General features: G+C 71.7%; 23 protein-coding genes. 16 read left to right on the top strand and 7 right to left on the bottom strand.

Going from position 1 to position 24,359, the window contains the following annotated elements; all coding sequences use genetic code 11:
• Positions 1-5 precede the first annotated feature (5 nt).
• Together metX (AOM02_RS02340) and AOM02_RS02345 are read right to left on the bottom strand one after the other, a co-directional pair.
• Positions 6-1,205: a homoserine O-acetyltransferase MetX gene (gene metX / locus AOM02_RS02340; RefSeq protein WP_062296274.1), complete on the bottom strand. Its 1,200-nt coding sequence runs from the start codon at positions 1,203-1,205 to the stop codon at positions 6-8.
• Entirely contained in the window at positions 1,202-2,569 is a 1,368-nt protein-coding gene (locus AOM02_RS02345) for a bifunctional o-acetylhomoserine/o-acetylserine sulfhydrylase (protein WP_062296275.1), read from the bottom strand. Before AOM02_RS02345 ends, metX (AOM02_RS02340) begins: the two co-directional genes overlap by 4 nt.
• A gap of 353 nt (positions 2,570-2,922) precedes the next feature.
• Here AOM02_RS02345 and AOM02_RS02350 point away from each other — a divergent pair, with 353 nt between their 5' ends.
• On the top strand, positions 2,923-3,531 hold the full coding sequence (locus tag AOM02_RS02350; RefSeq protein ID WP_062296277.1) for a hypothetical protein: 609 nt from the start codon (positions 2,923-2,925) through the stop codon (positions 3,529-3,531).
• 102 nt (positions 3,532-3,633) lie between these two features.
• A complete protein-coding gene (locus tag AOM02_RS02355; RefSeq protein WP_062296278.1) occupies positions 3,634-4,386 on the top strand; it encodes an SGNH/GDSL hydrolase family protein in 753 nt (250 codons plus the stop codon).
• Positions 4,387-4,452: 66 nt separating this feature from the next.
• Here AOM02_RS02355 and AOM02_RS02360 read toward each other — a convergent pair whose 3' ends face one another.
• From AOM02_RS02360 to AOM02_RS02375, 4 genes are all read right to left on the bottom strand, one after another.
• Positions 4,453-5,478, bottom strand: a complete 1,026-nt coding sequence (locus AOM02_RS02360; protein ID WP_062296279.1) for an acyltransferase family protein — start codon at positions 5,476-5,478, stop codon at positions 4,453-4,455.
• A gap of 104 nt (positions 5,479-5,582) precedes the next feature.
• Positions 5,583-6,071: a hypothetical protein gene (locus AOM02_RS02365; protein ID WP_156156049.1), complete on the bottom strand. Its 489-nt coding sequence runs from the start codon at positions 6,069-6,071 to the stop codon at positions 5,583-5,585.
• Between the two features lie 316 nt (positions 6,072-6,387).
• Positions 6,388-7,584 (bottom strand): homoserine O-acetyltransferase MetX, encoded by a 1,197-nt coding sequence (metX, locus tag AOM02_RS02370; protein ID WP_082104833.1) that lies wholly within the window; start codon positions 7,582-7,584, stop codon positions 6,388-6,390.
• A gap of 62 nt (positions 7,585-7,646) precedes the next feature.
• The gene (locus AOM02_RS02375) at positions 7,647-8,429 is read right to left on the bottom strand and encodes an SGNH/GDSL hydrolase family protein (protein WP_062296281.1); all 783 of its coding nucleotides are present in this window, start codon (positions 8,427-8,429) and stop codon (positions 7,647-7,649) included.
• Positions 8,430-8,679: 250 nt separating this feature from the next.
• Here AOM02_RS02375 and AOM02_RS02380 point away from each other — a divergent pair, with 250 nt between their 5' ends.
• Complete coding sequence (locus AOM02_RS02380) at positions 8,680-10,080, top strand: C40 family peptidase (protein WP_156156050.1); 1,401 nt, start codon at positions 8,680-8,682, stop codon at positions 10,078-10,080.
• A gap of 237 nt (positions 10,081-10,317) precedes the next feature.
• Here the strand turns inward: AOM02_RS02380 and AOM02_RS02385 are convergent, their stop codons facing one another.
• Complete coding sequence (locus AOM02_RS02385; protein ID WP_062296284.1) at positions 10,318-10,842, bottom strand: inorganic diphosphatase; 525 nt, start codon at positions 10,840-10,842, stop codon at positions 10,318-10,320.
• A 93-nt stretch (positions 10,843-10,935) separates the two neighbouring features.
• Between AOM02_RS02385 and dacB the strand changes: the two genes are divergently transcribed.
• The 13 genes from dacB (at position 10,936) to panC (ending at position 24,320) form a co-directional block, all read left to right on the top strand.
• Positions 10,936-12,336: a D-alanyl-D-alanine carboxypeptidase/D-alanyl-D-alanine endopeptidase gene (dacB, locus tag AOM02_RS02390; RefSeq protein ID WP_062296286.1), complete on the top strand. Its 1,401-nt coding sequence runs from the start codon at positions 10,936-10,938 to the stop codon at positions 12,334-12,336.
• Between the two features lie 46 nt (positions 12,337-12,382).
• Positions 12,383-13,360, top strand: a complete 978-nt coding sequence (tilS, locus tag AOM02_RS02395) for a tRNA lysidine(34) synthetase TilS (RefSeq protein ID WP_228373753.1) — start codon at positions 12,383-12,385, stop codon at positions 13,358-13,360.
• Positions 13,361-13,374: 14 nt separating this feature from the next.
• A complete protein-coding gene (gene hpt, locus AOM02_RS02400; protein ID WP_062296876.1) occupies positions 13,375-13,911 on the top strand; it encodes a hypoxanthine phosphoribosyltransferase in 537 nt (178 codons plus the stop codon).
• A 229-nt stretch (positions 13,912-14,140) separates the two neighbouring features.
• Positions 14,141-14,968 carry a type IV toxin-antitoxin system AbiEi family antitoxin domain-containing protein gene (locus tag AOM02_RS14205; protein WP_156156051.1) on the top strand — a complete coding sequence of 276 codons (828 nt, stop codon included), beginning with the start codon at positions 14,141-14,143 and terminating at the stop codon, positions 14,966-14,968.
• A gap of 237 nt (positions 14,969-15,205) precedes the next feature.
• The gene (gene ftsH, locus AOM02_RS02410; protein ID WP_062296292.1) at positions 15,206-17,248 is read left to right on the top strand and encodes an ATP-dependent zinc metalloprotease FtsH; all 2,043 of its coding nucleotides are present in this window, start codon (positions 15,206-15,208) and stop codon (positions 17,246-17,248) included.
• A gap of 2 nt (positions 17,249-17,250) precedes the next feature.
• Positions 17,251-17,817 (top strand): GTP cyclohydrolase I FolE, encoded by a 567-nt coding sequence (gene folE / locus AOM02_RS02415; protein ID WP_062296294.1) that lies wholly within the window; start codon positions 17,251-17,253, stop codon positions 17,815-17,817.
• A 10-nt stretch (positions 17,818-17,827) separates the two neighbouring features.
• Positions 17,828-18,646, top strand: coding sequence for a dihydropteroate synthase (folP, locus tag AOM02_RS02420; RefSeq protein ID WP_228373754.1), 819 nt, complete (start codon positions 17,828-17,830; stop codon positions 18,644-18,646).
• Positions 18,647-18,651: 5 nt separating this feature from the next.
• Complete coding sequence (gene folK, locus AOM02_RS02425; protein ID WP_062296297.1) at positions 18,652-19,683, top strand: 2-amino-4-hydroxy-6-hydroxymethyldihydropteridine diphosphokinase; 1,032 nt, start codon at positions 18,652-18,654, stop codon at positions 19,681-19,683.
• A gap of 19 nt (positions 19,684-19,702) precedes the next feature.
• Positions 19,703-20,170 carry a DUF3180 domain-containing protein gene (locus AOM02_RS02430; protein WP_062296298.1) on the top strand — a complete coding sequence of 156 codons (468 nt, stop codon included), beginning with the start codon at positions 19,703-19,705 and terminating at the stop codon, positions 20,168-20,170.
• 215 nt (positions 20,171-20,385) lie between these two features.
• Positions 20,386-20,868 (top strand): PH domain-containing protein, encoded by a 483-nt coding sequence (locus AOM02_RS02435; RefSeq protein WP_062296300.1) that lies wholly within the window; start codon positions 20,386-20,388, stop codon positions 20,866-20,868.
• A gap of 17 nt (positions 20,869-20,885) precedes the next feature.
• The gene (locus AOM02_RS02440) at positions 20,886-22,526 is read left to right on the top strand and encodes a PH domain-containing protein (protein WP_062296302.1); all 1,641 of its coding nucleotides are present in this window, start codon (positions 20,886-20,888) and stop codon (positions 22,524-22,526) included.
• On the top strand, positions 22,519-23,448 hold the full coding sequence (locus AOM02_RS02445; protein ID WP_062296304.1) for a Rossmann-like and DUF2520 domain-containing protein: 930 nt from the start codon (positions 22,519-22,521) through the stop codon (positions 23,446-23,448). The genes AOM02_RS02440 and AOM02_RS02445 overlap by 8 nt, the downstream gene beginning before the upstream one ends.
• Complete coding sequence (gene panC / locus AOM02_RS02450) at positions 23,448-24,320, top strand: pantoate--beta-alanine ligase (protein WP_062296306.1); 873 nt, start codon at positions 23,448-23,450, stop codon at positions 24,318-24,320. Before AOM02_RS02445 ends, panC begins: the two co-directional genes overlap by 1 nt.
• Positions 24,321-24,359: the final 39 nt, after the last annotated feature.

Raw genomic sequence — 24,359 nt, forward strand, 5'->3', positions numbered from 1 at the left:
CCGCCCTACCGCGCGCCCGCAGCCACCTCCACCTTCGCGAGCACCCCACGCACCACCTGATCGAGACCGGATCCTTCGACGAGGAATCCGTCGTGCCCGACCTCGGAATGCAGCAGAGTGACACCTTCACAACGCGGGAGTGCCGCGGCGAGCCGCTCCGAGTCGGCCAACGGGTACAGCCGGTCCGAGTCGATGGCGACCACCAAGGCATCCCCGGAGAAACGCGACAACGCAGCCTCGACCCCGCCCCGACCGCGGCCCACATCGTGAGTGTTGACCGCGTGCAAGAGCCGGAGGTACGTGTTGGCGTCGAAGCGCCGCGCCAGCTTGTCCGCGTGATGGTCCAGGTACGACTCGACCGCGAAGATCCCCTCCGGCCGCAGCACATCGCCGTCCTGCGCGTCCCGCCCGAACCGTCCGTTGAGCTCGGCCCCCGACCGGTAGGTGGTGTGCGCGATCGCCCGCGCGATTCCTAGTCCCGTGTGGGGGCCCTCGCCGGGCGCGGCGTCGTAGTAGTCGCCGTCGCGGAAGTGCGGGTCGAGCCGGATCGCAGCGCCCTGCGTCGCGTGCCACGCGATCTGGTCGGCCGTGGTCGCCGCGGTCGCGCCGATCGCGCCGATCGCCCGTACCCGCTCGGGGAACGACGCGGCCCACTCGACTGCGCGCATCCCGCCCATCGACGGCCCGATGACGAGCGCCCACGCGTCGATGCCCAGGTGGTCGGCGAGGCGCGCCTCGGCCACCACCATGTCGTGCAGCGTGACGTACGGGAACTGCGAGCCCCACGGGTGGCCGTCCTCGGGGTGCGGGTGCGCCGGCCCGGTGGTGCCCTGGCAGCCGCCGAGCACGTTCGCGCTCACCACGAAGTACCGGTCCGTGTCGATCGGCCTGCCCGGCCCGACCAGCCCGTTCCACCAGCCGCCCGTGAGGTGCCCGTCGCTCGCGTCGCCCACCACGTGGCTGTCGCCCGTTAAGGCGTGCGCGACGTAGACCGCGTTGGACGCGTCGCCGTTGAGCTCGCCCCACGTCTCGTACGCGAGGGTGACGTCGATGCCGCCGCGCGGGTCGGCCTCGAGCGGCAGCCACCCCAGGTCCACGAACTTCCGCTCGCCGGGGTGGTCGCCCGGTCGCCAGGCGGACGATGCGGGGATCGGGCCGGGGCGGCGGCCCGCCGGTCTCCCCGCGGTCTCGACGTGGTCGCTCATGCGGGCGTCGCCACCTTCACGGCCAGCGCATCGTCCTGCCGCGCGGCGACCGTCGCCGCGGCCTCGAAACCGACGCCGAGGTCACCGAGGATGTCGTCGATGTGCTCGATGCCGACGGCGAGGCGGACGAGGCCGGGGGTGACGCCGGCGTCGCGCTGCTGCTCGGGCGTGAGCTGCGAGTGCGTGGTGGTGGCGGGGTGGATCGCGAGCGAGCGCACGTCGCCGATGTTCGCGACCAGGCTGTGGAGCGTGAGCGCGTCGACGAACGCCTGGCCGGCCTCCCTGCCGCCCTCGATCTCGAAGGCGAGGACGCTGCCGCCGCCGCGGGGAGCGTACTTGAGCTGGAGCTCGTGCCACGGGCTGGTGCTCAGGCCGGAGTAGGCGACGGAGAGGACCTGGGGGTGGCCCTCGAGGAAGTCGGCGACCCGCTCGGCGTTGTCGACGTGGCGCTCGACGCGGAGGCTGAGCGTCTCGATGCCCTGCGCGATGAGGAACGCATTGAGCGGGCTGATCGCCGCGCCGGTGTCGCGCAGCAGCTGCACGCGCGCCTTGAGGATGAAAGACAGGTTCGCGCCGAACGGGCTGCCGACGCCTAAGTCGCGGGCGTAGACCAGGCCGTTGTAGCTCGGGTCGGGCGTGTTGTAGTTCGGGAAACGGTCGGGGTGCTGCGCGTAGTCGAAGCTGCCGCCGTCGACGATCACGCCGCCGATCGCGGTGCCGTGGCCGCCGAGGTACTTGGTGGCCGAGTGGGTGACGATGTCGGCGCCCCAGCTCAGCGGGTTGATGAGGTACGGCGACGCGACGGTGTTGTCGACGATGAGCGGGACGCCGGTCTCGTGCGCGACCGCGGCGACGGCCTCGATGTCGAGGAGGTCCTGCTTGGGGTTGGAGATCGACTCGCCGAAGAACGCCTTGGTGTTGGGGCGGACGGCCTCGCGCCACGAGTCGGGGTCGTCGGGGTCGGTCACGAACGTCACCGTGATGCCGAACTTGGGCAGCGTGTGCCGGAAGAGGTTGGAGGTGCCGCCGTACAGCGAGGGCGAGGCGACGATGTGGTCGCCCGCCTCGGCGATGTTCTGGATCGCGAGCGTGTTGGCGGCGGATCCGGAGGCGACCAGCAGCGCGCCGACGCCGCCCTCGAGCGCCGCGACGCGGTTCTCGACGGCCTCGGTGGTGGGGTTACCGAGGCGCGTGTAGATGGGGCCGAGCTCGCCGAGCGCGAAGCGGGCGGCCGCCTGGTTCGTGTCCTCGAAGACGAACGAGGTGGTCTGGTAGATGGGGAGGGCGCGGGCGCCGGTCTCGGCGTCCGGGGTCTGGCCGGCGTGGATCTGGATGGTCTCGAAGGCCCAGTCGTGGGTGGTCATGGTGGCTCCTGTGTGTCGGGGTGGTCTGCGTGATCAGTGGGGGCTGATCCGCATCCCCGGGTCAGGTGTCACCGGCCGTCGGGCGTGCAAGCGCGCCGAGACCCGCAACCCTCAGGGATGCGGTGCGACACGTGGGAGTGGGCCCGTGGTGGGTGTGGCCTGCGGTCACTTCCCCGTCTCAGCGGGGGAGTTCGCGGCCGGCGCCCTCACGGGCGCACGCCGAACGTGCGCTGGTCAGCGGCACATTCGACGGAACATGGGAGCGACTGTAGGGGGAGGGGCGCCGAAAGCGCAAGCCCGGAATGTGACGCGCTCAGCGAGCCGCGCGCGCTCGTCGGTGCTTTCATGGATGCGTGGCAGGCGCGTCGAGCGTGACGGATTGGCTTCCCGCGCTCGCGGTGGCCGGCTCTCTCGCGGGCGTCTGGCTTGGACAGGTGATGTCGAGGCGAAGCCGGGCCTTCGAGTTGGAGGTAGCGCGCGAAGCCAAGGTGCGGGACGAGCGGCTCGAGGCTTATCACGGTCATCTTGCGCTGGCCACGGAGTTCGATGCCGTGCTCGATCAGTTCACCGCGGAGTACGCGCAGCTCGGGCGCGATGCTGCGACTGACGCGCTGCGAGCAAGAATCGGCGAGGAAGAGATCGCACGGATGACGGCAAACGGCGAGGCGACCGAGCGCCTTGATCGAGCACCGCTGCTCGCGAATGCGGACGTGTCGGATGCGAAGCTGCTGCTTTCCCGGTGCCAGGCGGCCGCGGCGAAGGTGAAGATCGTCGGACCCGAACGCGCCGTCGTCGCGAGCGACGAGTTGGCACGCGCTCAGAGGGCGTGGCTCCTCGCGCTGGAGCGCGACGATCCGCAAGCGACGCAGAAGGAGCGCGCCGACGCTCAGATCCGCGTGAGGACGCTTGACTCTGTCTTTCGTGCTTGCTTGGACGGACCGCACGCCGCTACGACGGACTAGCTATCCGCATCGTCCCTCCCCACGAAATCGTTACGGATCGGGCATAGGCATGCGCGCGCCCGCTTTGTAGGCTGATCGGCGGGGGAGGCGAGGGGGAACGCCATGACCGGGTTCGGCGCGCGCAGGAGGGACTCCTGGCTGACGCGCGAGTGGGCCGGCGTGCAGCTGTGGGCCATCCTCGCGATGGCCGTCTTGCTCGTCGCGATCGGCGGGGTGTGGTTCGCGCATGCCGCGAAGGGCTCGGGTGCGACGGCGGCGGCCTCCGCGAGCCCCACCGGGGGGCCGCCCGAGGCCCTGTTCCTCGGTGACTCGTACACCCTCGGCACGGGCGCGTCCGACGAGGCGCATCGGTGGAGCACGCTCGTGTCCGAGGACCAGGGGTGGGTCGAGCTCAACTACGGCCGCGTCGGCGCGGGCTACTCGACAGCCGACGACTGCAAGGGCGACTCGTGCTTCGGCCTCGCGGAGGCAATCGGCGAGGCGGTCGACGCGGGTGTCGAGCCGGACATCGTGATCATCTCGGGCGGCCTGTTCGACAGGGACCACTGGCTGGCCGACAGCGAGGCCGTCACGGCGGCCGTCGACGCGACGTACGCCGAGCTGCGCGACCAGTTCCCGCGCACACCGATCCTCGCCGTCGGGCCCTACTTCCCGTGGGGGCCGCTCGACTGGAAGTTCGACTTCGACGACGCGGTCGAGGCGGCCGCCGACTCGATCGACGCGGACTACGTCTCCCTGCTCCGGCCCAAGGCCGTGAAGTTCAAGCAGAACAACTTCGGGGACGCGCTGCACGTCAACGACGACGGCCACCAGCTCATCGCGAAGCGCGTGATCGAGGCAGTGGAGTCGCGCTAACGCCGGACGATGCGCGGCGCCCCCGGGCGCCCCAGGCTCAGCGACCGCCGAGCCCGCGCATCGTCCCTACGCGGCCTCGGCCGCCTTCGCCTCGACGGGCTTGGGCGCCGGCTTCCTCCCGCGTTCACCGAGCATGATCCGGCCCACGGCCACCTTGCGCAGCACGATCACGCCCAGGATCGACCCGAACAACCCCGTGATCGACATGATCACGAGCGAGGGCGCGAGCGCCTGGAAGCCGACGATCTTGAGCGCGCCGGCCGTGGCCGCGACCGCGAACGGGTGCAGCAGGAAGATGCCGTACGAGTAGCCGCCCACCCACGCGAGGAAGTTGTTGGACCGGCCGAACGCGATGAAGGCGAGCGGGAACGCGATCCCGAGCGCGATCCCCAGCGGGTCCTGGCGCTGGTTGTCCGCCGCGGCCCACACGCCGTTGACCGCGAACTGCGTGTAGATGAACAACGCCACGGTCGCGCCGGTCATGATCCAGGCACCGGTGAGGCCGATGTTCTTCCAGCCGAACCGCGTCGCCGCCATGCCGGCCACGAAGAACAGGCCCAGGTAGACGGCGCTCGTGAACTGCAGGAAGCCGGTCGCGTCCTGCATGTTGAAGATGATGTTGACCGCGAGCAGCAGGCCGAACAGGACGCCCATCTTCAGCTTCGTGTCGAGCAGCTTGTACGTGTCCATCAGCGCGACCACGGCATAGACCCAGAAGGTCGCGAGCAGGAACCAGTACGGCGGCAGCGAATACAGGAACCAGTCGTAGATCGCCGACGGCGGCGGCGTGCCGTAGTCGAGCAGCACCTGCGTGAGGCCGATCAGCGGCACGAAGATCGCGTACGGGATCAGCAGGCGGCGCACCTTCTTGCCCAGGTAGGTGCCGTAGTGCGACACGTCCGTGAGCGGGCGCCACGCGTAGACCACGCCCGACAGGAACGCGAACAGCGGCATCCGGATGTAGATGAAGGTGTCGCCGTACCACTCGAGCCAGTCGGCCTCGCCCCAGCGGTTCTGCGCCACGTGCAACGTCACCAGCAGGATGCACGCGATCCCGCGCAGCGAGTCGACGACCTTATCCCGTCCCCCCATGGCACGCCCCCTCCAGCCGTGTCGCGGTCCTCCCAGCACGGTAGCCCCGCGGCGGGGGACATGTCACGCAAAAGGGGTGAAGTGGGGTCGCGGGGCCGCGCCCACTAGGAGCAGCGCGCCTCGACGTCCCAGAACTCGACCATCGCGGTCGCGCCCTTGGTGGAGGTGGTGTCGGCCGTGATCTTGATGGTGCGGCCGGCGCCCGCCTCGAGGACCTCGCCGCCCTTGCGGAACGCGTCCTCGACCGCGGTGGGCTGCCACACGCCGCGCAGCGCGATGTCGAACGCCGAGATCTTCGTGTGCGCCAGGTGCACGCCACCCACGCGCAGCGCGGTGCAGTTCTCGGGGAGCGTGATCTTGAGGGTGACGCTGTAGCCCGGACGCTTGTCGATGTACGTGCTGGCGCTGATGTAGCCGCCGGGCGTCGGGGTGTCGGCGTCGAAGCGGCTCGAGAACTCCACGCCGGCCTTCGCCGCGCCCACCCACTTCTCCTGGTCCGCTGCCGCCGCCGCGGTGCCCACCGCGGTCGCCGCCACCATCGCCGCCGCCAGCGCCATCGCCGCCGCGGTCCGAGCCCTGAGCCACTTCTTCACGTCTGCCCCCTTGCGTCTGTCGCGCCGCGCTCGCGTCGCGTACGGGGAGGCTATCGGGGGACGATGCGCGGATCCACCAGGGGAGACGCGTGTCACGTCCGTTCGGGGCAGGTCCGGTCAGAGCGTCCTGCAGGCGCGCGGAATGCGCGCGATCCGGCACCCAACCTCGCGGCCGCCGGCCTCGTTCTCCTCGTGGAACCGGTGCGCTCATCCACACAGCGAGCCGCCGCATCGTCCGGTTGCGGTCGTCCTTGGTCATCTTTGGGGCTTCTCGGTGGATCAGTGCCGATCCTGTGTGGAGGAGCGCCCGCGGGAACTACAGCGACCGCTCGAACTCGTCCATGAATGCGATCATCTGGGCGGCCTCGACCAGGAAGCCGTCGTGGCCCACGGGGGAGTGGACCACCTTGATGCCGTTGGAGCCGGTCAGCGCCGCGTCGAGGCGCTGCGAGTTCGCCATGGGGTACAGCCGGTCCGAGTCGATCGCGATCACCAGGGCCGGGTCCGTGTACCGGGCGAGCGCGGTCTCGACTCCGCCGCGGCCGCGGCCCACGTCGTGCGACTGGATCGCCTGCGCGAGCCGCACGTAGGTGTTGGCGTCGAAGCGGCGCGCGAGCTTGCGCGCGTGGTGCTCGAGGTAGCTCTGCACCGCGAACAGGCCGCCGCGTCCCAGCGGGTCGGTCTCGCCCTGGTAGTTGCGGTCGAAGCGCTCGTTGAGCTCGCCCGCGCTGCGGTACGTGGTGTGCGCGATCATGCGCGCGATGCCCATGCCCACGTGCGGGCCGTCGCCGTCGGCGGCGTCGTAGTAGTCGCCGCCGCGGTACCGGGGATCCGCCTCGATCGCGGCGACCTGCGCGGTCGACCACGCGATCTGGTCCGCGGTGGTCGCTCCCGTCGAGCCCACGGGCGCGATCGCCCCCACGCGCTCGGGCGCCATCGCGGTCCACTCGAGCGCGCGCATGCCGCCCATGCTGGGGCCCGTCATCAGGCGCCACCGGTCGATCTCCAGGTGGTCCATCAGCGCGATCTCCGCGCGCGCCATGTCGCGCATCGTCACGTACGGGAAGCGCGATCCCCACGGCCTGCCGTCGACCGGGTGCGCGCTCGCGGGACCCGTCGAGCCCTGGCAGCCGCCGACCACGTTCGCGCAGACGATGAAGTGCTTGGCCGGGTCGATCGGCTTGCCCGGGCCCACCATCGCGTTCCACCAGCCGCCGGTGTGGTGGCCGGGCTCGGCGGGGCCGAACACGTGGCTGTCGCCCGTGAGCGCGTGCGCGACGTAGACGGCGTTGTCCTTGGCGGGGGAGAGCTCGCCCCAGGTCTCGTAGGCGAGGACCACGTCGGGCAGCGTGCCCAGCGGGTCGGCCTCGAGCGGCAGGTCGCCCAGCGCGAAGAACAGCCGGCGGCCCGGGTGGTCGCCCTCGCGCCAGGCGGCGCTCGCGGGGATCGGCGCGCCCGGGCCGGGGCCCTGATCCGCGGCGAGCGCGTCGGTCTCGATGCCGTCGTCATCCATGGCGCTCAGCCTAGAGGTCGGCGGCCCGGGAGAGCCTCCCGCGCATCGTCCCTCCGCGGTGGCTACTCCTGCAGCGCGTTGACGATGCGCGCCGCGACCGCCGCGTGGCCCTTGTCGTTGAGGTGCGCGCCGTCGCCCACCCCGAGCGCGAGGTCCTCGAGCAGCGGCGGGTCGATGAGGCTGACGAACGTGCCGCCGACTCCGCCCACCGAACCCTCCACGGCCCCGTCGAAGTCCTTCTCCCACTGCATGGGCTCGCCGATCCACGGCACCCCGATCGCGACGATCTCCGCGTCCGGGTAGGCCTGCTGCACCGCGAGGAAGGTCGCGTCGATCGCGCCGGCCATCAGCTCGGGGTCGTCGTTCCAGCGTCCGCCGTCGTTCGAGCCGCCGGTGACCACCACGATGTCCGCCTCGACGCCGTCGGCGACCGCCGCCGAGAGAGAGCCCTGGTAGTTCGCGCAGAAGGTCCGCCCGCAGCCCGTCACCCCCGAGGTCGCCGCGTAGCCGGTGCCGCTCACCGCGTAGTTCGCCTCGCGCCAGCCGAGCTCGGTCGCGACCAGCGTGGTCCACCGCTTGCTGCTGGTGCTCGCGGTCGTTCCCACGGTGTTCGAGTCGCCCAGGATCAGCGCGATCGGCATCGTGATGGGTGCGATCGGCGCCTCGGTCGCGGCGAGCGTGCTGGAGGGCGTCGTGGCCTCGGCCTGCGGCTGCTGCGAGACGACGTAGTAGACGCCGCCCAGCCCGATCAGCGCCACGGCCGCCAGCAGCAGGCCCCAGCCGCTGATACCGGCGTGCTCCCGGGCGAACCACCCGTGGCCCCAACGACGACGTGCTCTCGACATGTCCCCAGCCCCCTCGCGGCCAGAGTATCCATGCAGGCCCCGGCGCGAAAGGGGCGAAACGGGGGACGATGCGCGGCTCAAGTCGTGTGCGGGTCGCGCCGATATCCCGGCTGGGTCCCCTGCGCCGCCGCTCGGCTCGCGCTCTCGCGCGTGTGAGAGATATGGCACAGGGGTCTTCTGCTGGGAGCGATCCCCGCCTAGTATCGGTGCGGACGTGACTCGTGTGACAGATGTGACAAGGGTGGTGAAGGTGACGGCTGGGCTGAAGCGGGTGCTCGCGCTCGCGGCGATGTTCGCGCTGGCGAGCGCCGTCGTCGTGGCGGGGCCGACGCATCGTGCCCAGGCCGAGGACTACCCCGGCCAGGCCGAGATCGACGAGGCCCGCAAGGCCGCGAGCGACCTCGCCGCCGGCATCGACGAGCTCGACAGCGCCATCGCGGCGCTCGCGGAGGCGCGCGACAAGGCCGAGGCCAACGCGCTGCTCGCGGGCGAGGACTACACCGACGCCCAGGACGCCGCGGATGCCGCGCAGGACACCCTCAAGGCGGCCAACAAGCGTGCACGCGAGGCGGAGAAGGAGCTCGCCGAGGCGCGCGAGAACCTCGCCTCGGTCGCGCAGGCCGCGTACCGCGACTCCGGCTCGATGAGCCAGATCGGCGCCGTCGTGGGCTCCGAGACCGTCGACGAGGTCATCGCCCGCTCCGAGGCCTTCGCCCGCGGCTCCGACGAGGCCGACATGTGGGTCCAGCGGGTCAAGGCCGCCGAGCTCGTCGCCTCCACCATGCGGACCTACGCGGACGAGGCAGCCACCGAGGCCGACGCCGCCGCCGCCGAGGCGAAGTCCGCGTACGCCGAGGCGCAGGACGCCCGCGCGCACGCCGAGGAGGCCGTCGCCGTCGCGAACGAGACCCGCGCGGATGCCGTGACCCGCCTCGCCGAGCTGCGCGGCGTCACCATCGCTCTCGAGGAGCAGCGCCAGGCCGGCCTCGAGGCCGAGCGCCAGGCCGCCGCGCAGGCCGAGGCGCAGGCGCGCCAGAAGGCCGCCGAGGAGGCCGCCGCCGCGGAGCAGGAGCAGTCCCGCCCGCGTCCCACCTCCACCAAGACGTCGACCCCGAAGCCGACCGCGACGAAGACCTCGACGCCCAAGCCCTCGGCGACCAAGACGTCCGAGCCGGAGCAGACCTCCGAGCCCGAGACCACCACCACCTCGACCCCCAAGCCGACCACGACGTCGACCCCCGCACCCGAGCAGCCCGGCACCAGCTGGAACTCGACCGCGGCGCAGGGCAAGAAGGCGGCGCAGCACTCGCTCACGCTGATCGGCTCGGAGTACCTGCTGGGCGGGTCGGGCCCCAAGTACGACTGCTCGGGCGTGACCTCGGAGTCGTGGCTCGAGGCCGGCCAGTGGATCACCCGCTCGTCGCGCACCCAGTACCAGGCGACTACGCACCTGTCCTACTCGCAGATCCGCGAGGGCGACCTGGTGTTCTACGCGACCGACACCTCGGACCCGTCGACGATCTTCCACGTCGCGATCTACGTGGGCAACGGCCAGGTCATGGAGGCGGTCAACTACTCCAAGCCGGCCGGCGTCCGCGGGCTCTACGCCTGGATGACGGGCAACATGATGCCCTTCATCGGCCGCCCCTGAGCCTCTCCTCGCCTCTGCCCCCGCCCCCGCCCCCGCTTCCCGCCGCCCGGCGCGCACGCAGCACCTACACGCTCCGCGCCCGGGCGCCTATGGGGAACTGGTGGTCGGTTTCCGGAGGTCTGAGCCTCCTATGGGGAACTGGTTGACGCTCGCCGCCACCGTGTAGGTGCGCGCTGCGCGCCCCCGGGTATGCAGAAAGGGCCGGAGCATCGCTGCTCCGGCCCTTCGCTGTGAGTCCTAGTGGCTGCTCGGCGGGAGCAGCGGGTTCATGTTCGCGAACGGCGTGCCCTTCGCGCGCTCGATCGACGACCGGATCTCCTCCTCGGCCTCCTCGCGCGACACCCAGTGGGCGCCCTCGACGGACTTGCCGGGCTCGAGGTCCTTGTAGACCTCGAAGAAGTGCTGGACCTCGAGGCGGTGGAAGTCCGACACGTCGGTCAGCTCCTGGCGCCACGTCTGACGTTGGTCGCCCACGGGGACGCAGAGCACCTTGTCGTCGCCGCCGGCCTCGTCGCGCATGCGGAACATGCCGAGCGCACGGCAGCGGATCTGACAGCCGGGGAACGTGGGCTCCTCGAGCAGGACGAGCGCGTCCAGCGGGTCGCCGTCCTGGCCGAGCGTGCCGTCGATGAAGCCGTAGTCGTCCGGGTAGCGCGTCGAGGTGAAGAGCATCCGGTCGAGCACGATGCGACCGGTGTGGTGATCCACCTCGTACTTGTTCCTCGAGCCCTTGGGGATCTCGATGGTGACGTCGAATTCCATTCCTGGCGTCCTTTGGGGTCTGATGAGCGTCGTCAGTTCGGTACTAGTGTGGCCCATGTTCGGAGGTCGTGGGTGCGCAGAATCATCGCAGGCGTGAGCGTCGCCGTCCTCGCGCTCGCCGGCGGCTACCTCTACCTCGACGCGCAGGACGTGGTGCCGGGCTTCCTCACGGCCGAGCCCGCCGACGTCCCGCAGGCCCCCTTCATCACCCAGTCGCCCGTCTCTCCCGCACCCGTGCAGGGGGACGATGCGGCGGCCTCGTTGTCCGCGGACGCGCCGCGGCCCTCGGCCGCCGAGGTCCAGGCGCTCGCGGAGGCGTTGCGCGAGGACTCCCGGACGGGAACCTCGACCAACGTGTCCGTCGTCGACTACCTCGACGGCACGGTCTACGCGGACGTCTCCGCCGCGGACCCGCAGGTGCCCGCCTCCACCACCAAGCTCATCACCGCGGTCGCGGCGGTCTCGGAGCTGGGCGCCGACTTCACCACCCAGACCACCGTCACGTGGGACAAGACGTCGCGGACGCTGACGCTCGTCGCGGGCGGCGACTCGATGCTCGCGGCAGACGAGGGCCACCACGGCGACGTCGAGGACGCCGAGGACGCGGCGGAGGGCTGGGCCGGGCTCGGCGACCTCGCCGACCAGGTGCTTTCCGCGCTGGGGGAGGACGGCCGCGCGCTGAAGGTGCGCGTCGACGACTCCGCGTTCCCCGGCCCCGCGTGGCCCAAGGAGTGGCCCGACTACGCCTTCACCATGGGCTACGCCGCCCCCGTCACGGGGCTCGCGGTCAACGGCGGCCGCCTCACCGACGGCAACTACGTCGCCCGCGCCGAGGATCCCTCGCTGCACGCCGGCGAGCTCTTCGTCGAGGCACTCGAGAAGCGCGGGCTGCGCGTGCAGGGAGAGGTGAGCCACGCATCGTCCGCCGCGAAGGCCGTGGAGGTGGCGACGGTGAGCTCGGCGCCGCTGTCGGAGGTCGCGCGGCACCTGCTGTCGGTGTCGGACAACACGGTCGCCGAGCAGGTCGCGCGCGTGCTCGCGCTCGAGAGCGGCTACGCGGCGACGCCCGCGGGGGAGGCGAAGGCGATCGCCTCCGCGCTGGACCGCCTGGGCGTGACCACCGCCGGGCTTCAGCTCTACGACGGCGCGGGCTTCTCCGACCGCAACCAGATCTCGCCCGCGACGATGACGAGCGCGCTGCTGGCCGCGCGCGACGAGCCGTCGCTCGACGGCCTGCTCGACTGGCTGCCGCTCGCGGGGCTCGAGGGCACGGTCGAGGAGCGATACGTGGGGCTGCCGCCCGCCGGGTACTGGCGCGCCAAGACCGGCTCGCTCACGGGCGTGACCGCGATCGCGGGCGTGCTGGTGACGGCGGATGGTCGGCCGCTCGCGGTCGCGCTGCTCGCGGACGGCATGCCGTACGGGCAGGCGAACCCCATGGCCGCGTTCGACGACTTCCTCGGCGCTTTGGCAGAATGCGGTTGTGAGGGATGAGGGCAATCCGTTGACGGGACCGCATCCCGCCGTAGCCGCGTGCCGCGTGGCCGTGCGCGACGCCCTGGGGGACCTCGAGCTCGGCACCCGCGTGTGGGTCGCCGTCTCCGGCGGGCCCGACTCGCTGGCCCTCGCCGCCGCGGTCTCATTCGTGGCCCGCAAGCAGGGGCTGTTCGCCGGCGCGATCATCGTCGACCACGGCCTGCAGCCCGACTCGGCCGTCGTGGCCGAGCGCGCCGCGCACGAGGTCCGACGCGCCGGCATCCAGACCGTCTTCGTCGAGAAGGTGACCGTGGGGCGCGCCGGCGGCATGGAGGCCGCCGCGCGCGACGCCCGCTACGCGGCGCTCGAGGCGCGCATCGACGCCGAGGGCGGGCTGTCGCCGCTGCTGCTCACCGGCCACACGATGGACGACCAGGCCGAGACCGTCCTGCTGGCTCTGGCGCGGGGCTCGGGCGCGCGGGCGCTGTCGGGCATCCCCGCCAGGCGGGGGCGCATCGTCCGCCCGTTCCTCAACGTGCGGCGCAAGGACACCCTGGCCGCGTGCCAGGCGCTCGAGCTGGACCCGTGGCACGACCCGACCAACTACATGGAGGACGGGCCGCGGCGGTCGGCGCTGCGCACGAAGGTGATGCCCGCGCTGGTCGAGGTGCTGGGGCCGGGCGTGGTGTCGGGGCTCGCGCGGTCGGCGGCGCTGCTGCAGGCCGACGCCGACGAGCTCGACCGGCAGGCGCGCTCCGCGATGGGCGGGTCCGCGTCGACGGTGCGGACCGACGAGTGGCGCTGCGACATGCTCGCCGCGCTGCCCGACGCGATCCGCACGCGCATGCTGAAGATGCTGGCCGAGAACCGCGGCGCCGGACCCATGACCGCGACCCACGTCGCGGCGCTCGACTCGCTGGTCACGCAGTGGAAGGGCCAGGGCGCGATCTCGCTCCCGGGCGGCTACGAGGCCCGGCGCGAATATGGCAGGCTGGTCATCAGCCACCCTGATGCCCCGAACACCGAGGAGAGGCGAGCGTGAGCTTCCAGTACGACATGAGCGACTTCGCCGAGGTCCTCGTTTCCGAGAACTCGATCGGGCGCAAGCTCGACGAGATGGCCGCCGACATCCGCCGGGATTACGAGGGCGAGGACCTGCTGCTCGTGGGCGTCCTCAAGGGCGCGGTCATGGTGATGGCGGACCTCGCGCGCCGCATGCCGCCGCACGTGCAGATGGACTGGATGGCGGTCTCCTCTTATGGCAGCGGGACCAAGTCCTCGGGCGTGGTGCGGATCCTCAAGGACCTCGACGCGGACCTCACCGGTCGCCACGTCCTCATCGTCGAGGACATCATCGACACCGGCGTGACGCTGTCGTGGCTGCTGGGCAACCTGCGCTCGCGCGGGGCCGCATCGGTCGAGATCGCGGCGCTGCTGCGCAAGCCGGCCGCCGCGGTGGTCGACGTGCCGGTGAAGTACATCGGCTTCGACATCCCGCCGGACTTCGTGGTCGGCTACGGCCTCGACTTCGCGGAGAACTACCGCACGCTCCCGTTCGTGGCAGTGCTCAAGCCCGAGGTCTACGAGAAGTAACCCCCGCCAGGGCGAGCGACTATCCACACAGATTTGGCGCTCATCCACCAGGACTGGCTGTTTCGCGCGTGAGTTGCGCGTTTCCAGAGTCGAGGGGCGCGCCGTGTGTGGATAGGCACACGGCGTTCGCGGCGAAGGCGCTGTCCCCGGGCGTCAGCCGCACCTCTGGTTTCCACGGCATCGCCTGCCCTCCAGGCGCGCGAGACGTCGCGCGCCCACCCTGGAGCGCATGGATCCGGTTCGCGCAATCGAAGACCGGGGCGGCGCCGCGCGTCCCGAGGACCTGAAGCCTTCCGGGGTGACACGCGGGCGGCTGCTGCGGGCGGTCCGTGACGGTCGAGTCACCCGACCGCGCTACGGCGTGTACGCGCTACCAGACGCAACGATCGACGCGATCCTGCGCGCGGCCTATCGGGGTTCGCTCTCATGTGTCAGCGTGTGCAGGGCCCTCGAGCTCCCGGTGATCGAAGATGACCGTCGCACTCACCTGTCGATCCCGCGCGATCGCGCCCGCCGCGCGAACGATAGACGTCCCATCAACGGCGTGGTGCTGCATCGACACGACGAGGGCGGGCTAGGGAACGATGTCTCGCGAGCCCTCGACCTGATGGGCCTCTGCTCGGGTCGCCTGCAGCAGATCGTCGCGGTGGACGCCGCGCTGAACCGTGAACTCATGACCGAGCAGATGCTCGAGTCGTGGGTCCACACGGACCCCGCCCGACGTGATTGGCTCATGGCACGATGCGACGGCAGCGCCCAGTCGCATCTCGAGACGCTCACGCGGGTCACCTTGGCCGACGAGGGACTCCACGTCGAGTCGCAGGTGCGGATCCCGGGCCTCGGACACGTGGACCTGCTGGTGGAGCGGGCGCTGATCGTCGAGACCGACGGCGAGACCTTTCACAACAACCCGAGGGCGTGGCGCGAGGACCTGCGACGCAACAACGTGGCGACCCGCGGCGGATACCCGTTCCTCCGGTTCACGTACTCGGACGTGATGGGCGATCGCGCGCTGATCGTCGCTGCGGTGAAGGAGACGCTCGGTCTGCCGCGGTGACCACCGCATCGTCTCGCCCGTGTGCCTCTCCACACAACGCGACTCGAATCCTCGACGAAACGGTCATCCGTGGTCAGCGCAGGGGCTTGCCTGGTGGATCAGCGTCGAAATTGTGTGGATAGGCACACGCGGCGGGGTGCAACGGAGCAGGCGCGATGTGCGTTACCCAGCCATGCGGCAAGCCCTGAGCGAAACCTTTACCTTCCGTCTGACCCAGCGCGTAGAGTCGACCACACGATGAAGAACGTCCTCAACCTCCGCCTCATCCTCTTCTACGTCGCTGCGGCCCTCCTCGTCGGATGGATGGTGTCCGGCCTGCTGTCGCCGCGCGTCGAGAAGGTGGACACGTCCGTCGGCCTCGAGATGCTCGACCAGAAGGTCGCCGAGCAGGTGAAGATCGTCGACGGCGACCAGCGCGTCGAGCTCACCCTGATCGACCCCGCGGACTTCCCCGACGGCGTGCCCGACGAGTGGTCCGACTACAACGGCCGCGTCGAGTTCTTCTACGTCGCCCCGCAGGGCGAGGAGGTCGTCAACGCCGTCAAGGCCGCCGACCCCGCCCAGGGCTACAACTCCGAGGTCCCGCAGACCAGCGTGTGGGCCACCCTGGCGTTCACCTTCCTGCCGATCCTCCTGCTCGTGGGCCTCTTCTGGTTCCTCATGTCGAACATGCAGGGCGGCGGAGGCGGCCGCCTCATGAGCTTCGGCAAGTCGAAGGCGTCCCTGGTGACCCCCGACACCCCGACCGTGAAGTTCGACGACGTCGCCGGCGTGGACGAGGCCGTCGAGGAGCTCAAGGAGATCGAGGAGTTCCTCGAGAACCCGGCCAAGTTCCAGGCCGTCGGCGCCAAGATCCCCAAGGGCGTCCTGCTCTACGGGCCCCCGGGAACCGGCAAGACCCTGCTCGCGCGCGCCGTCGCCGGCGAGGCGGGCGTCCCGTTCTTCTCGATCTCCGGCTCGGACTTCGTCGAGATGTTCGTCGGTGTCGGCGCGAGCCGCGTCCGCGACCTCTTCGAGCAGGCCAAGAAGAACAGCCCGGCCATCATCTTCGTAGACGAGATCGACGCGGTCGGCCGCCACCGCGGCGCCGGCCTGGGCGGCGGTCACGACGAGCGCGAGCAGACGCTCAACCAGATGCTCGTCGAGATGGACGGCTTCGACATCCACACGAACATCATCATGATCGCGGCGACCAACCGCCCCGACATCCTCGACCCCGCGCTGCTGCGCCCGGGCCGATTCGACCGCCAGGTCGGCGTCGACGCCCCGGACCTCAAGGGCCGCGTCAAGGTCCTCGAGGTGCACTCCAAGGGCAAGCCGATCTCCCCGGAGGTCGACCTCGACGCCCTCGCGCGCCGCACCCCCGGCTTCACCGGCGCGGACCTCGCGAACGTCCTCAACGAGGCGGCCCTGCTCACGGCACGGCGCGAGAAGCAGCTCATCGGCTCCGACGAGATGGACGAGGCGATCGACCGCGTCATCGCCGGTCCGCAGAAGCGCACGCGCGTGATGAACGACCACGACAAGCGCGTCACGGCCTACCACGAGGGTGGTCACGCCCTCGTAGCAGCGGCGATGCGTCACACGGACCCGGTCACCAAGGTCACGATCCTCCCGCGCGGCCGCGCCCTCGGCTACACGATGGTGATGCCGCAGGAGGACCGCTACTCCAAGACCCGCAACCAGCTGCTCGACAACCTCGCGTACGCGATGGGCGGCCGTATCGCGGAGGAGCTGATCTTCGGCGACCCGTCGACCGGCGCGTCCAACGACATCCAGCAGGCCACCGAGATCGCCAAGCAGATGGTCACCGAGTACGGCATGTCGACCCGCATCGGCTCGGTGCGCCTGACGTCCGGCTCGGGCGAGGTCTTCCTGGGCCGCGACATGGGCCACGGCCGCGAGTTCTCCGAGTCCGTCGCGTCCACCGTGGACCAGGAGGTCCGCGCGCTCATGGACAACGCGATGGCCGAGGCCACGCTCGCGCTCACCCAGAACCGCGGCATCCTCGACCGCCTCGCGGAGGAGCTCCTCGAGAAGGAGACTCTCGGCGAGAACGAGCTCGCGGCGATCTTCGCGGACGTCGAGAAGATCGCGAACCGCGACGAGTGGATCTCCGGCCACTGGATCGCGGCCGCCCCCGAGTCCGCCAAGGGCGACGCCATCGAGGTCCCCGCGCGCGTCTCGGCGGACGATGCGGCGGTCGCCGCCGGCGCCACGGCACCGGCCGACGACGACCACGTCCCCGCGCCCGACCTCGTCGAGCCCAAGGACAACTAGCCGTGAGCGTCGACAAGCCCCGCATCGAGGCGGCGGTGAGGGAGATCCTCGCCGCCGTCGGCGAGGACCCCGACCGCGACGGCCTCAAGGACACCCCCAGCCGGGTCGCCCGCGCGTACGAGGAGTTCTTCAAGGGACTCCACGAGGACCCCGCGGACGTGCTCAGCGCGGTCTTCGAGCTCGGCCACGAGGAGATGATCCTGGTCAAGGACATCGAGCTGTACTCGATGTGCGAGCACCACCTCGTGCCGTTCCACGGAGTCGCGCACGTCGCCTACATCCCCGGCTCCGACGGCCGCATCACGGGCCTGTCCAAGCTCGCCCGCCTGGTCGACGTCTACGCCAAGCGCCCGCAGGTGCAGGAGCGTCTCACCACGCAGGTCGCGGACGCGCTGGTCGACGAGCTCGGCGCGCGCGGCGTCATCGTCGTCGTCGAGGCCGAGCACCTCTGCATGTCGATGCGCGGCGTCCGCAAGCCCGGCTCCCGCACGGTGACCTCCGCGGTCCGCGGCATCATGCGCGACGCGGCCACCCGCGCGGAGGCGATGAGCCTCATCGTCGGCAAGTAGGGGAGGCGTCGTGACGCTCGTCATGGGCATCCTCAACGTCACGCCTGACTCCTTCTCCGACGGCGGCCTGTTCGCCGAGGTCGACGCCGCCATCGCGCGCGGCGTCCAGCTCGCGCACGACGGCGCGGACCTCGTCGACGTCGGCGGCGAGTCCACCCGCCCCGGCGCCGCGCGCGTCACCGTCGAGGAGGAGCAGCGCCGCGTCGTGCCGGTCATCCGCGCCCTCGCGCAGGCCGGCGTCGCGACCAGCATCGACACCATGAACGCCGCGACCGCGCGCGCCGCCGTCGAGGCCGGCGCGAGCATCGTCAACGACGTCTCCGGCGGCCTCGCGGACGATGCGATGGCCGCCACCGTCGCCGACCTCGCCGTCGACTTCATCGCCATGCACTGGCGCGCCCACTCCACCGAGATGGACCACCGCGACGAGTACGTGGACGTCGTGCGCGAGGTGGGCGACGAGCTCTCCGCGCGCGTCGACGCCCTGGTCGCCGCCGGCGTCGCCGAGGACCGCATCGTCCTCGATCCCGGCCTGGGCTTCTCCAAGGTGACGGACTCGAACTGGCCGCTCCTCGCCAACGCGGCCGAGTGGTCCGGGGGACGCCGCGTGCTCGTCGGCGCGAGCCGGAAACGCTTCCTCGGCGCCGCGATCGCACGCGACGGCGTCGACGCCGCCGACCCGACCGCCCGCGAGGCCGCCACCACCGCGGTCACCACGCTCGCCGCCGCGGCGGGTGCCTGGGGTGTCAGGGTGCACGATGCGCGGGCCGCCGTCGACGCGATCCGCGTCGTGTCGGCTTGGGAGAACGCCGTACGAAGGGAAGGATGACAGGCATGACGACGCCTTCGATCAGCCCGTACATCAAGGACGGGGTCGAGCTCGACCAGATCATCGTGCAGGGGATCCGGGTGACCGCCTTCCACGGGGTCTACACGCCCGAGAAGGAATCCGGGCAGCTGTTCCTCGCGGACGTGGTCGCGCACGTGTCGACCCAGAGCGCCGCGACCAAGGACGACCTCGCGCGCACCGTCAACTACTCCGACATCGCCGACCGCGCCGCCGAGGTGCTGGGCGGCGACCCGTCGGACCTCCTCGAGACCGTCGCCGAGCACATCGCGCGGGCGATCCTCGAGATGGAGGGCGTGCACTGCGTCGACGTCGTGGTGCACAAGCCGCAGGCGCCGCTGCACGTCGAGTTCCGCGACGTCATGGTGAAGATCCGCCGCGACCTGCGGTCGGGGACGCTGTGGGCGGACAAGCGCATCGGCTCGTCGGCCGGCATGCCGGGCGACCCGTTCGCGCCGCGCGTGCGCTCCGACAACCCCGCCGACAACCCGCCGCTGCAGCCCGTGGTCGCGTACCTCGCGCTCGGCGGCAACATCGGCGACGTCGACACGACCTTCCGCGAGGCCCTCTGGGAGCTGCACAAGATCCCCGGGATCATGGTCCAGCGCGCATCGTCCCTGTTCAAGACCACCCCGGTGGGCGGTCCGCCGCAGGACGACTTCCTCAACGCCGTCGTCGAGATCATGACCGCGCTCGCGCCGCGCGAGCTGCTGGCCGCGTGCCAGGGCGTCGAGGTGCTGCACGGCCGCGAGCGTCACGAGGAGAACGGGCCGCGCACGCTCGACCTCGACATCCTCGCGTACGGCGACCTCGCCATCGACGTCGACGACCTCGTCGTCCCGCACCCCCGCGCCACCGAGCGGGCGTTCGTGATGAAGCCGTGGGCGACCCTCGCGCCGAACTACGAGGTGCCCGGCGCCGGCCGCGTGGCGGACCTCGCCGACGCGATCAGCAGCCAGGGCGTGTCGATGGTCCAGGAGCGGTGGCCGCAGCAGGACGCCGAGCCCGCGCAGTCGTGACCCCGTCCCGGAGCACCGCATGGAGCCGCTGAGCCGCATCCGCCTCGTCGTGCTCGCGGCGATCATGGGCGTGGTGTCGTGGGGCGTGTCGCGCACCGCGGTGAACTCGGGCGCCTCGCCGATGTCGGTGCCGTGGACGGTCATCGCGATCGCGGTGGCGCTCGCGGGCGTCGTGGTGTGGCTGGGCTGGACGGTGCGGCAGTACCGGCGCGGCAAGAACCCAGGGCTGAGCGGGCTGCGCGCCGCCCGGACCGCGGTGTTCGCGCAGGCGGCGGCGTATACGGGCGCGATCATGACGGGCGCGTTCGGCGGCTACGGCCTTGCGATCGCGGTCGAGTGGTCGCACGGGCCGCGGCGCGATGTGGCGATCTCGGCCTTCATCGCGGCAGCCGGCGGGCTCGTGATCGTCGTGGGCGCGCTGCTCGCCGAGCACTGGTGCAAGGACGACTCCTCCGACGAGAACCAGGGCGGCTCCGCCCCGGCCTGAGGGGCCCCGGGCCGCCCCAGCCCCGCCCCACCTCCGCTCCGGGGAACTGAGCGACGCTTTCGCGAGGTTGCGGACTCCTACGGGGAACTCAGCGACGGTCGCCAGCGAGCACCGTCCGCCAGTTCCCCGCAGGAGTCGGGGATTGCCGGAAACCGTCGGCCACTTCCCCGGAGCGCGCGGGGCCCGCGCACGGGAGACCCTGGCAGACTGGAGCCATGGCCTGGTACGACAACGCTGCCGCTCCGTGGAACTTCGTGTCGCGCAAGCTCATCACCGCGCGCATGATCACGATGTGGATCTGGCTGGCGATCCTGATGCTCGGCGGCCTCGCCGCCGCGCTCATCACCGGCGCCGCGCTGCTCCTCCTGGTCCCGGCGGTGGCGCTGGTGCTCGGCGGCTGGGGCAGCTGGCTGATCGTCCGCCAGGTCACCGCGCACGCGTGGGCCGAGGACGAGGAGGACCTGCTCGTCCGCCGCGGCCGAATGTTCCGCTCGGTGACCGTGGTGCCGTACGGCCGCATGCAGTTCGTCGACGTCAAGGCCGGCCCGATCGAGCGCGCGCTCGGCATCGCGAAGGTCCAGCTCCACACCGCCTCGCCCGGCACCGACGCCTCGATCTCGGGCGTCCCCGCCTCCGAGGCCGACCGCCTCCGCGACCGCCTCACCACCCGCGGCGAGGCCCGCCTCGCCGGGCTCTGAGGGACGCGCGCCGAGCCATGACAGACACCACCACCGGCTACGTCTACCGCGCACCGCGCGAGTGGACCCGCCTCCACCCCGTCACCCCGCTCCTGGGCGGCTGGGTCTTCCTCGGCCTGCTCCTCGCGTACTGGATCCACAACCAGCTGCCCGCGTGGGTCGACGGCGACAACGACAACTTCGAGTTCTTCGACCGCTTCCCGTTCCTGTGGCTGGTCCTCGCGGCCTTCCTCGCGTTCGCGGTCACCATCGGCGTCTCGTTCTGGCAGTGGCGCCGCACCGAGTACCGGATCGGCGACGACGCCGTCTACCTCCGCCAGGGCATCGTCACCCGCCAGCAGCGCCAGGCCCGCCTCGACCGACTCCAGGCCGTCGACGTGGTCCAGCCGCTGCTCGCCCGCCTGTTCGGCTTCGCGGCCATCAACGTGCAGGTCGCCGGCGGCCAGAAGTCCGGCGTCGAGCTCAAGTTCCTCCGCCTCGGCGACGCCGAGGCCCTCCGCAACGAGATCCTCGTCCTCGCCGCCGGCGTCAAGGAGGAGAAGGCGACGGGGGACGATGCGGCGGGCACCGAGGCGCCCGGCGCCCCGGCCACCGCCCCCGACGCGACCACCGCCGACACCACCGCATCGTCCGGCATCCGCAGCCACCTCGCCGAGCGCGCGGGCGCGATGTCGAATCCCGAGGCGATCCTGACCGGCAAGGAGCGCGTCCGCACCGCGGTCGCGGCCGCGGAGGAGCGCGAGGTCTACACGGTCCCGATCGGCCGGCTGCTGGGCTCGATCGCGCTGTCCGGCGCGACGCTGACCCTGCTGAGCCTCCCGTTCATCGGGCTCGTCGCGTTCTTCGTGTTCCGCGTCGACGTCGTGGCGGCGGTCGGCGCGGCGATCGGCACCAGCCTCGTGGCGATCGTGACGGCGGCCGCCGGTCTGCTCGGCTTCTTCTGGACGCGCCTCAACGGCGGCTTCGGCTTCACGGCCGGCATCTCCGCGGACGGGCTGCGCCTGCGCCACGGCCTCACCGAGACCCGCCGCCAGACCGTCCCACCCGGCCGAGTGCAGGCGATCCGCCTTTACCAGCCGTTCCTCTGGCGCGGCCAGGACTGGTGGCGCATCACCATCAACGTCGCGGGCTATGGCGAGGACCAGGAGTCGGTCTCCGTGCTCCACCCCGTCGCGACCCGCGAGGAGGCCCTGCGCGCGGTGTGGCTCGTGCTGCCCGACCTCGGCGACCCCGACCCGTACGGCACCCTCGGCCACGCGCTCCACGGCCATGGCGCCGACGGCGGCTTCACCACCAGCCCCGCGTCCGCCCGCCGCGTCGACCCGTTCCAGTGGCGCTTCCGCGGGGTCCGTGCCACCGACCGCGCGCTGCTCATCCGCCGCGGCCGCTGGGAGCGCGAGCTGTTCGTCGTGCCCCACGAGCGCACCCAGTCCCTCGGCCTCACCCAGGGCCCCATCCGCCGCGCGCTCGGCCTCGCGAACGTCGTCGTCCACTCCACGCAGGGACCCGTCACCCCGGTCGCGGCGCACCTCGCGGTGGACGATGCGATGGCATTGCTGGACGCGCAGGCCGCCCGGGCGCGCGAGGGCCGCCGCCGGCAGACCGCCGAGCAGTGGATGAGCGCCGTCGGCCTCGAGGAGGGAGACGCGCATGGATGACGTCCGCGGGCACGCGGTCAACGGCAACACCCGCCGGCCGGGCCGCCTGCGCATCGGCGTGGTCGGCGCGGGCAAGGTCGGCGCGGTCCTTGCGGCCGCGCTGCGCGAGGCCGGCCACGACATCGTCGCCGCTTCCGGAGTCTCGGACTCGACGCTCAGCCGCATCGAGGCGCTGCTGCCGGGCGTCCCCGTCGCCGACCCCGACGAGGTCGTCCGCGCCGCCGAGCTCGTCCTCCTCACCGTGTCGGACGATGCGATCGGCCCCGTCGCCGCGGGCCTCGCGAAGGTCGAGGCGTGGCGCCCCGGGCAGCTCGTGGTCCACACGTCCGGCCGCCACGGCATCGACGTGCTGTCCGAGTCCGCGACCCCGGGCATCGTGCCCCTGGCCATCCACCCCGCGATGACGTTCACGGGCACGTCGCTGGACCGCGCGCGGCTGCACGATGCGGTGTTCGCCGTGACCGCCCCGCCCGGGATGCTGCCGATCGCGCAGGCGCTCGTGGTCGAGATGGGCGGCGAGCCCGTCGTCATCGAGGAGTGGGACCGCCCGCTGTATCACGCGGCCCTGGTGCACGGCGCGAACCACGTGGTCACCGCGGTCGCGCAGGCCAGCCAGGTGCTGTCGCGCATCGGCATCGAGGAGCCCGCGAAGGTGCTCGGGCCGCTCATCCATGCGTCCGTCGACGGCGCGCTGCGCGACGCCCCCGGCGCGGTGTCGACCCTCACCGGGCCGGTGGTGCGCGGCGACGCCGGCACCGTCGCGGCCCACATCCGCGCCCTCGAGGGGCAGCCGGAGGCGCTGTTCGCGTATCGTGCCATGGCGCGCGCGACGGCCGACCTGGCTCTCAGCGGCGGCCGCATCGGCCCCGCCCAGTACGCCGATCTCATCGCGACGCTCGGAACGGAAGGGATGGGGGACTGATGCGCATCGTCCACACCGCGAGCGAGCTGCGAGGGACGACCGTCCGGCCTGCCCGCCGCTCGGGGGACCGGCCGAGCCGCGCCGTCGTCATGACGATGGGCGCGCTGCACGACGGTCACCTCGCGCTGGTGCGCGCCGCGCGCGAGGCCGCCGACGAGGTGGTCGTCACGATCTTCGTCAACCCGCTCCAGTTCGAGGACCCCGACGACCTCGACACGTACCCCCGCACGCTCGACGAGGACTGCGCGCTGCTCGAGCCGCTCGGCGTCGACGTGGTCTTCGCGCCCTCGGTCGACGAGGTCTACCCGACCGGGCTGCCGGTGGTGACGGTCAACGCGGGGCGGATCGGCGAGGTCTTCGAGGGCGCGCATCGTCCCGGCCACCTCGACGGCGTGCTCACCGTCGTGTGCAAGCTCATGCACCTCACGCAGCCGGACCTCGCGTTCTTCGGGCAGAAGGACGCGCAGCAGCTCATCGCGGTGCGGACCATGGTGCGCGACCTCGCGATGGGCGTCGACGTGGTCGCCGTGCCCACCGTGCGCGACGCCGACGGCCTCGCGCTGTCCTCGCGCAACGTCTTCCTGTCGGAGGAGGAGCGCGGGCGCGCGCTGATCATGTCCGAGGCCGTGATGGCGGCCGATGCCTCTGCGCGCGCGGGGGCCGAGCTCGACGAGGCGCTCGCGGCCGGGCGCGCTGCGCTCGCGCGCGAGCCCGAGGTGGACGTCGAGTACCTCGCGGCGCTCGACCCCGTGTCGGCCGAGGCGCTCGAGGGGGACTACCGTGGAGAGGCGGTGATCGCCGTGGCCGCCCGCGTGGGCGACACCCGGCTGATCGACAACGTGGTGACGCGGATCGGACGCCCGCTGGGCTAGGCGGGCCGGGTCCCGGTCCGGCCGCTCCCGGTGGAAGGA

The organism is Demequina maris, assembly GCF_000971155.1.
In the GTDB taxonomy this organism is placed as follows: domain Bacteria; phylum Actinomycetota; class Actinomycetes; order Actinomycetales; family Demequinaceae; genus Demequina; species Demequina maris.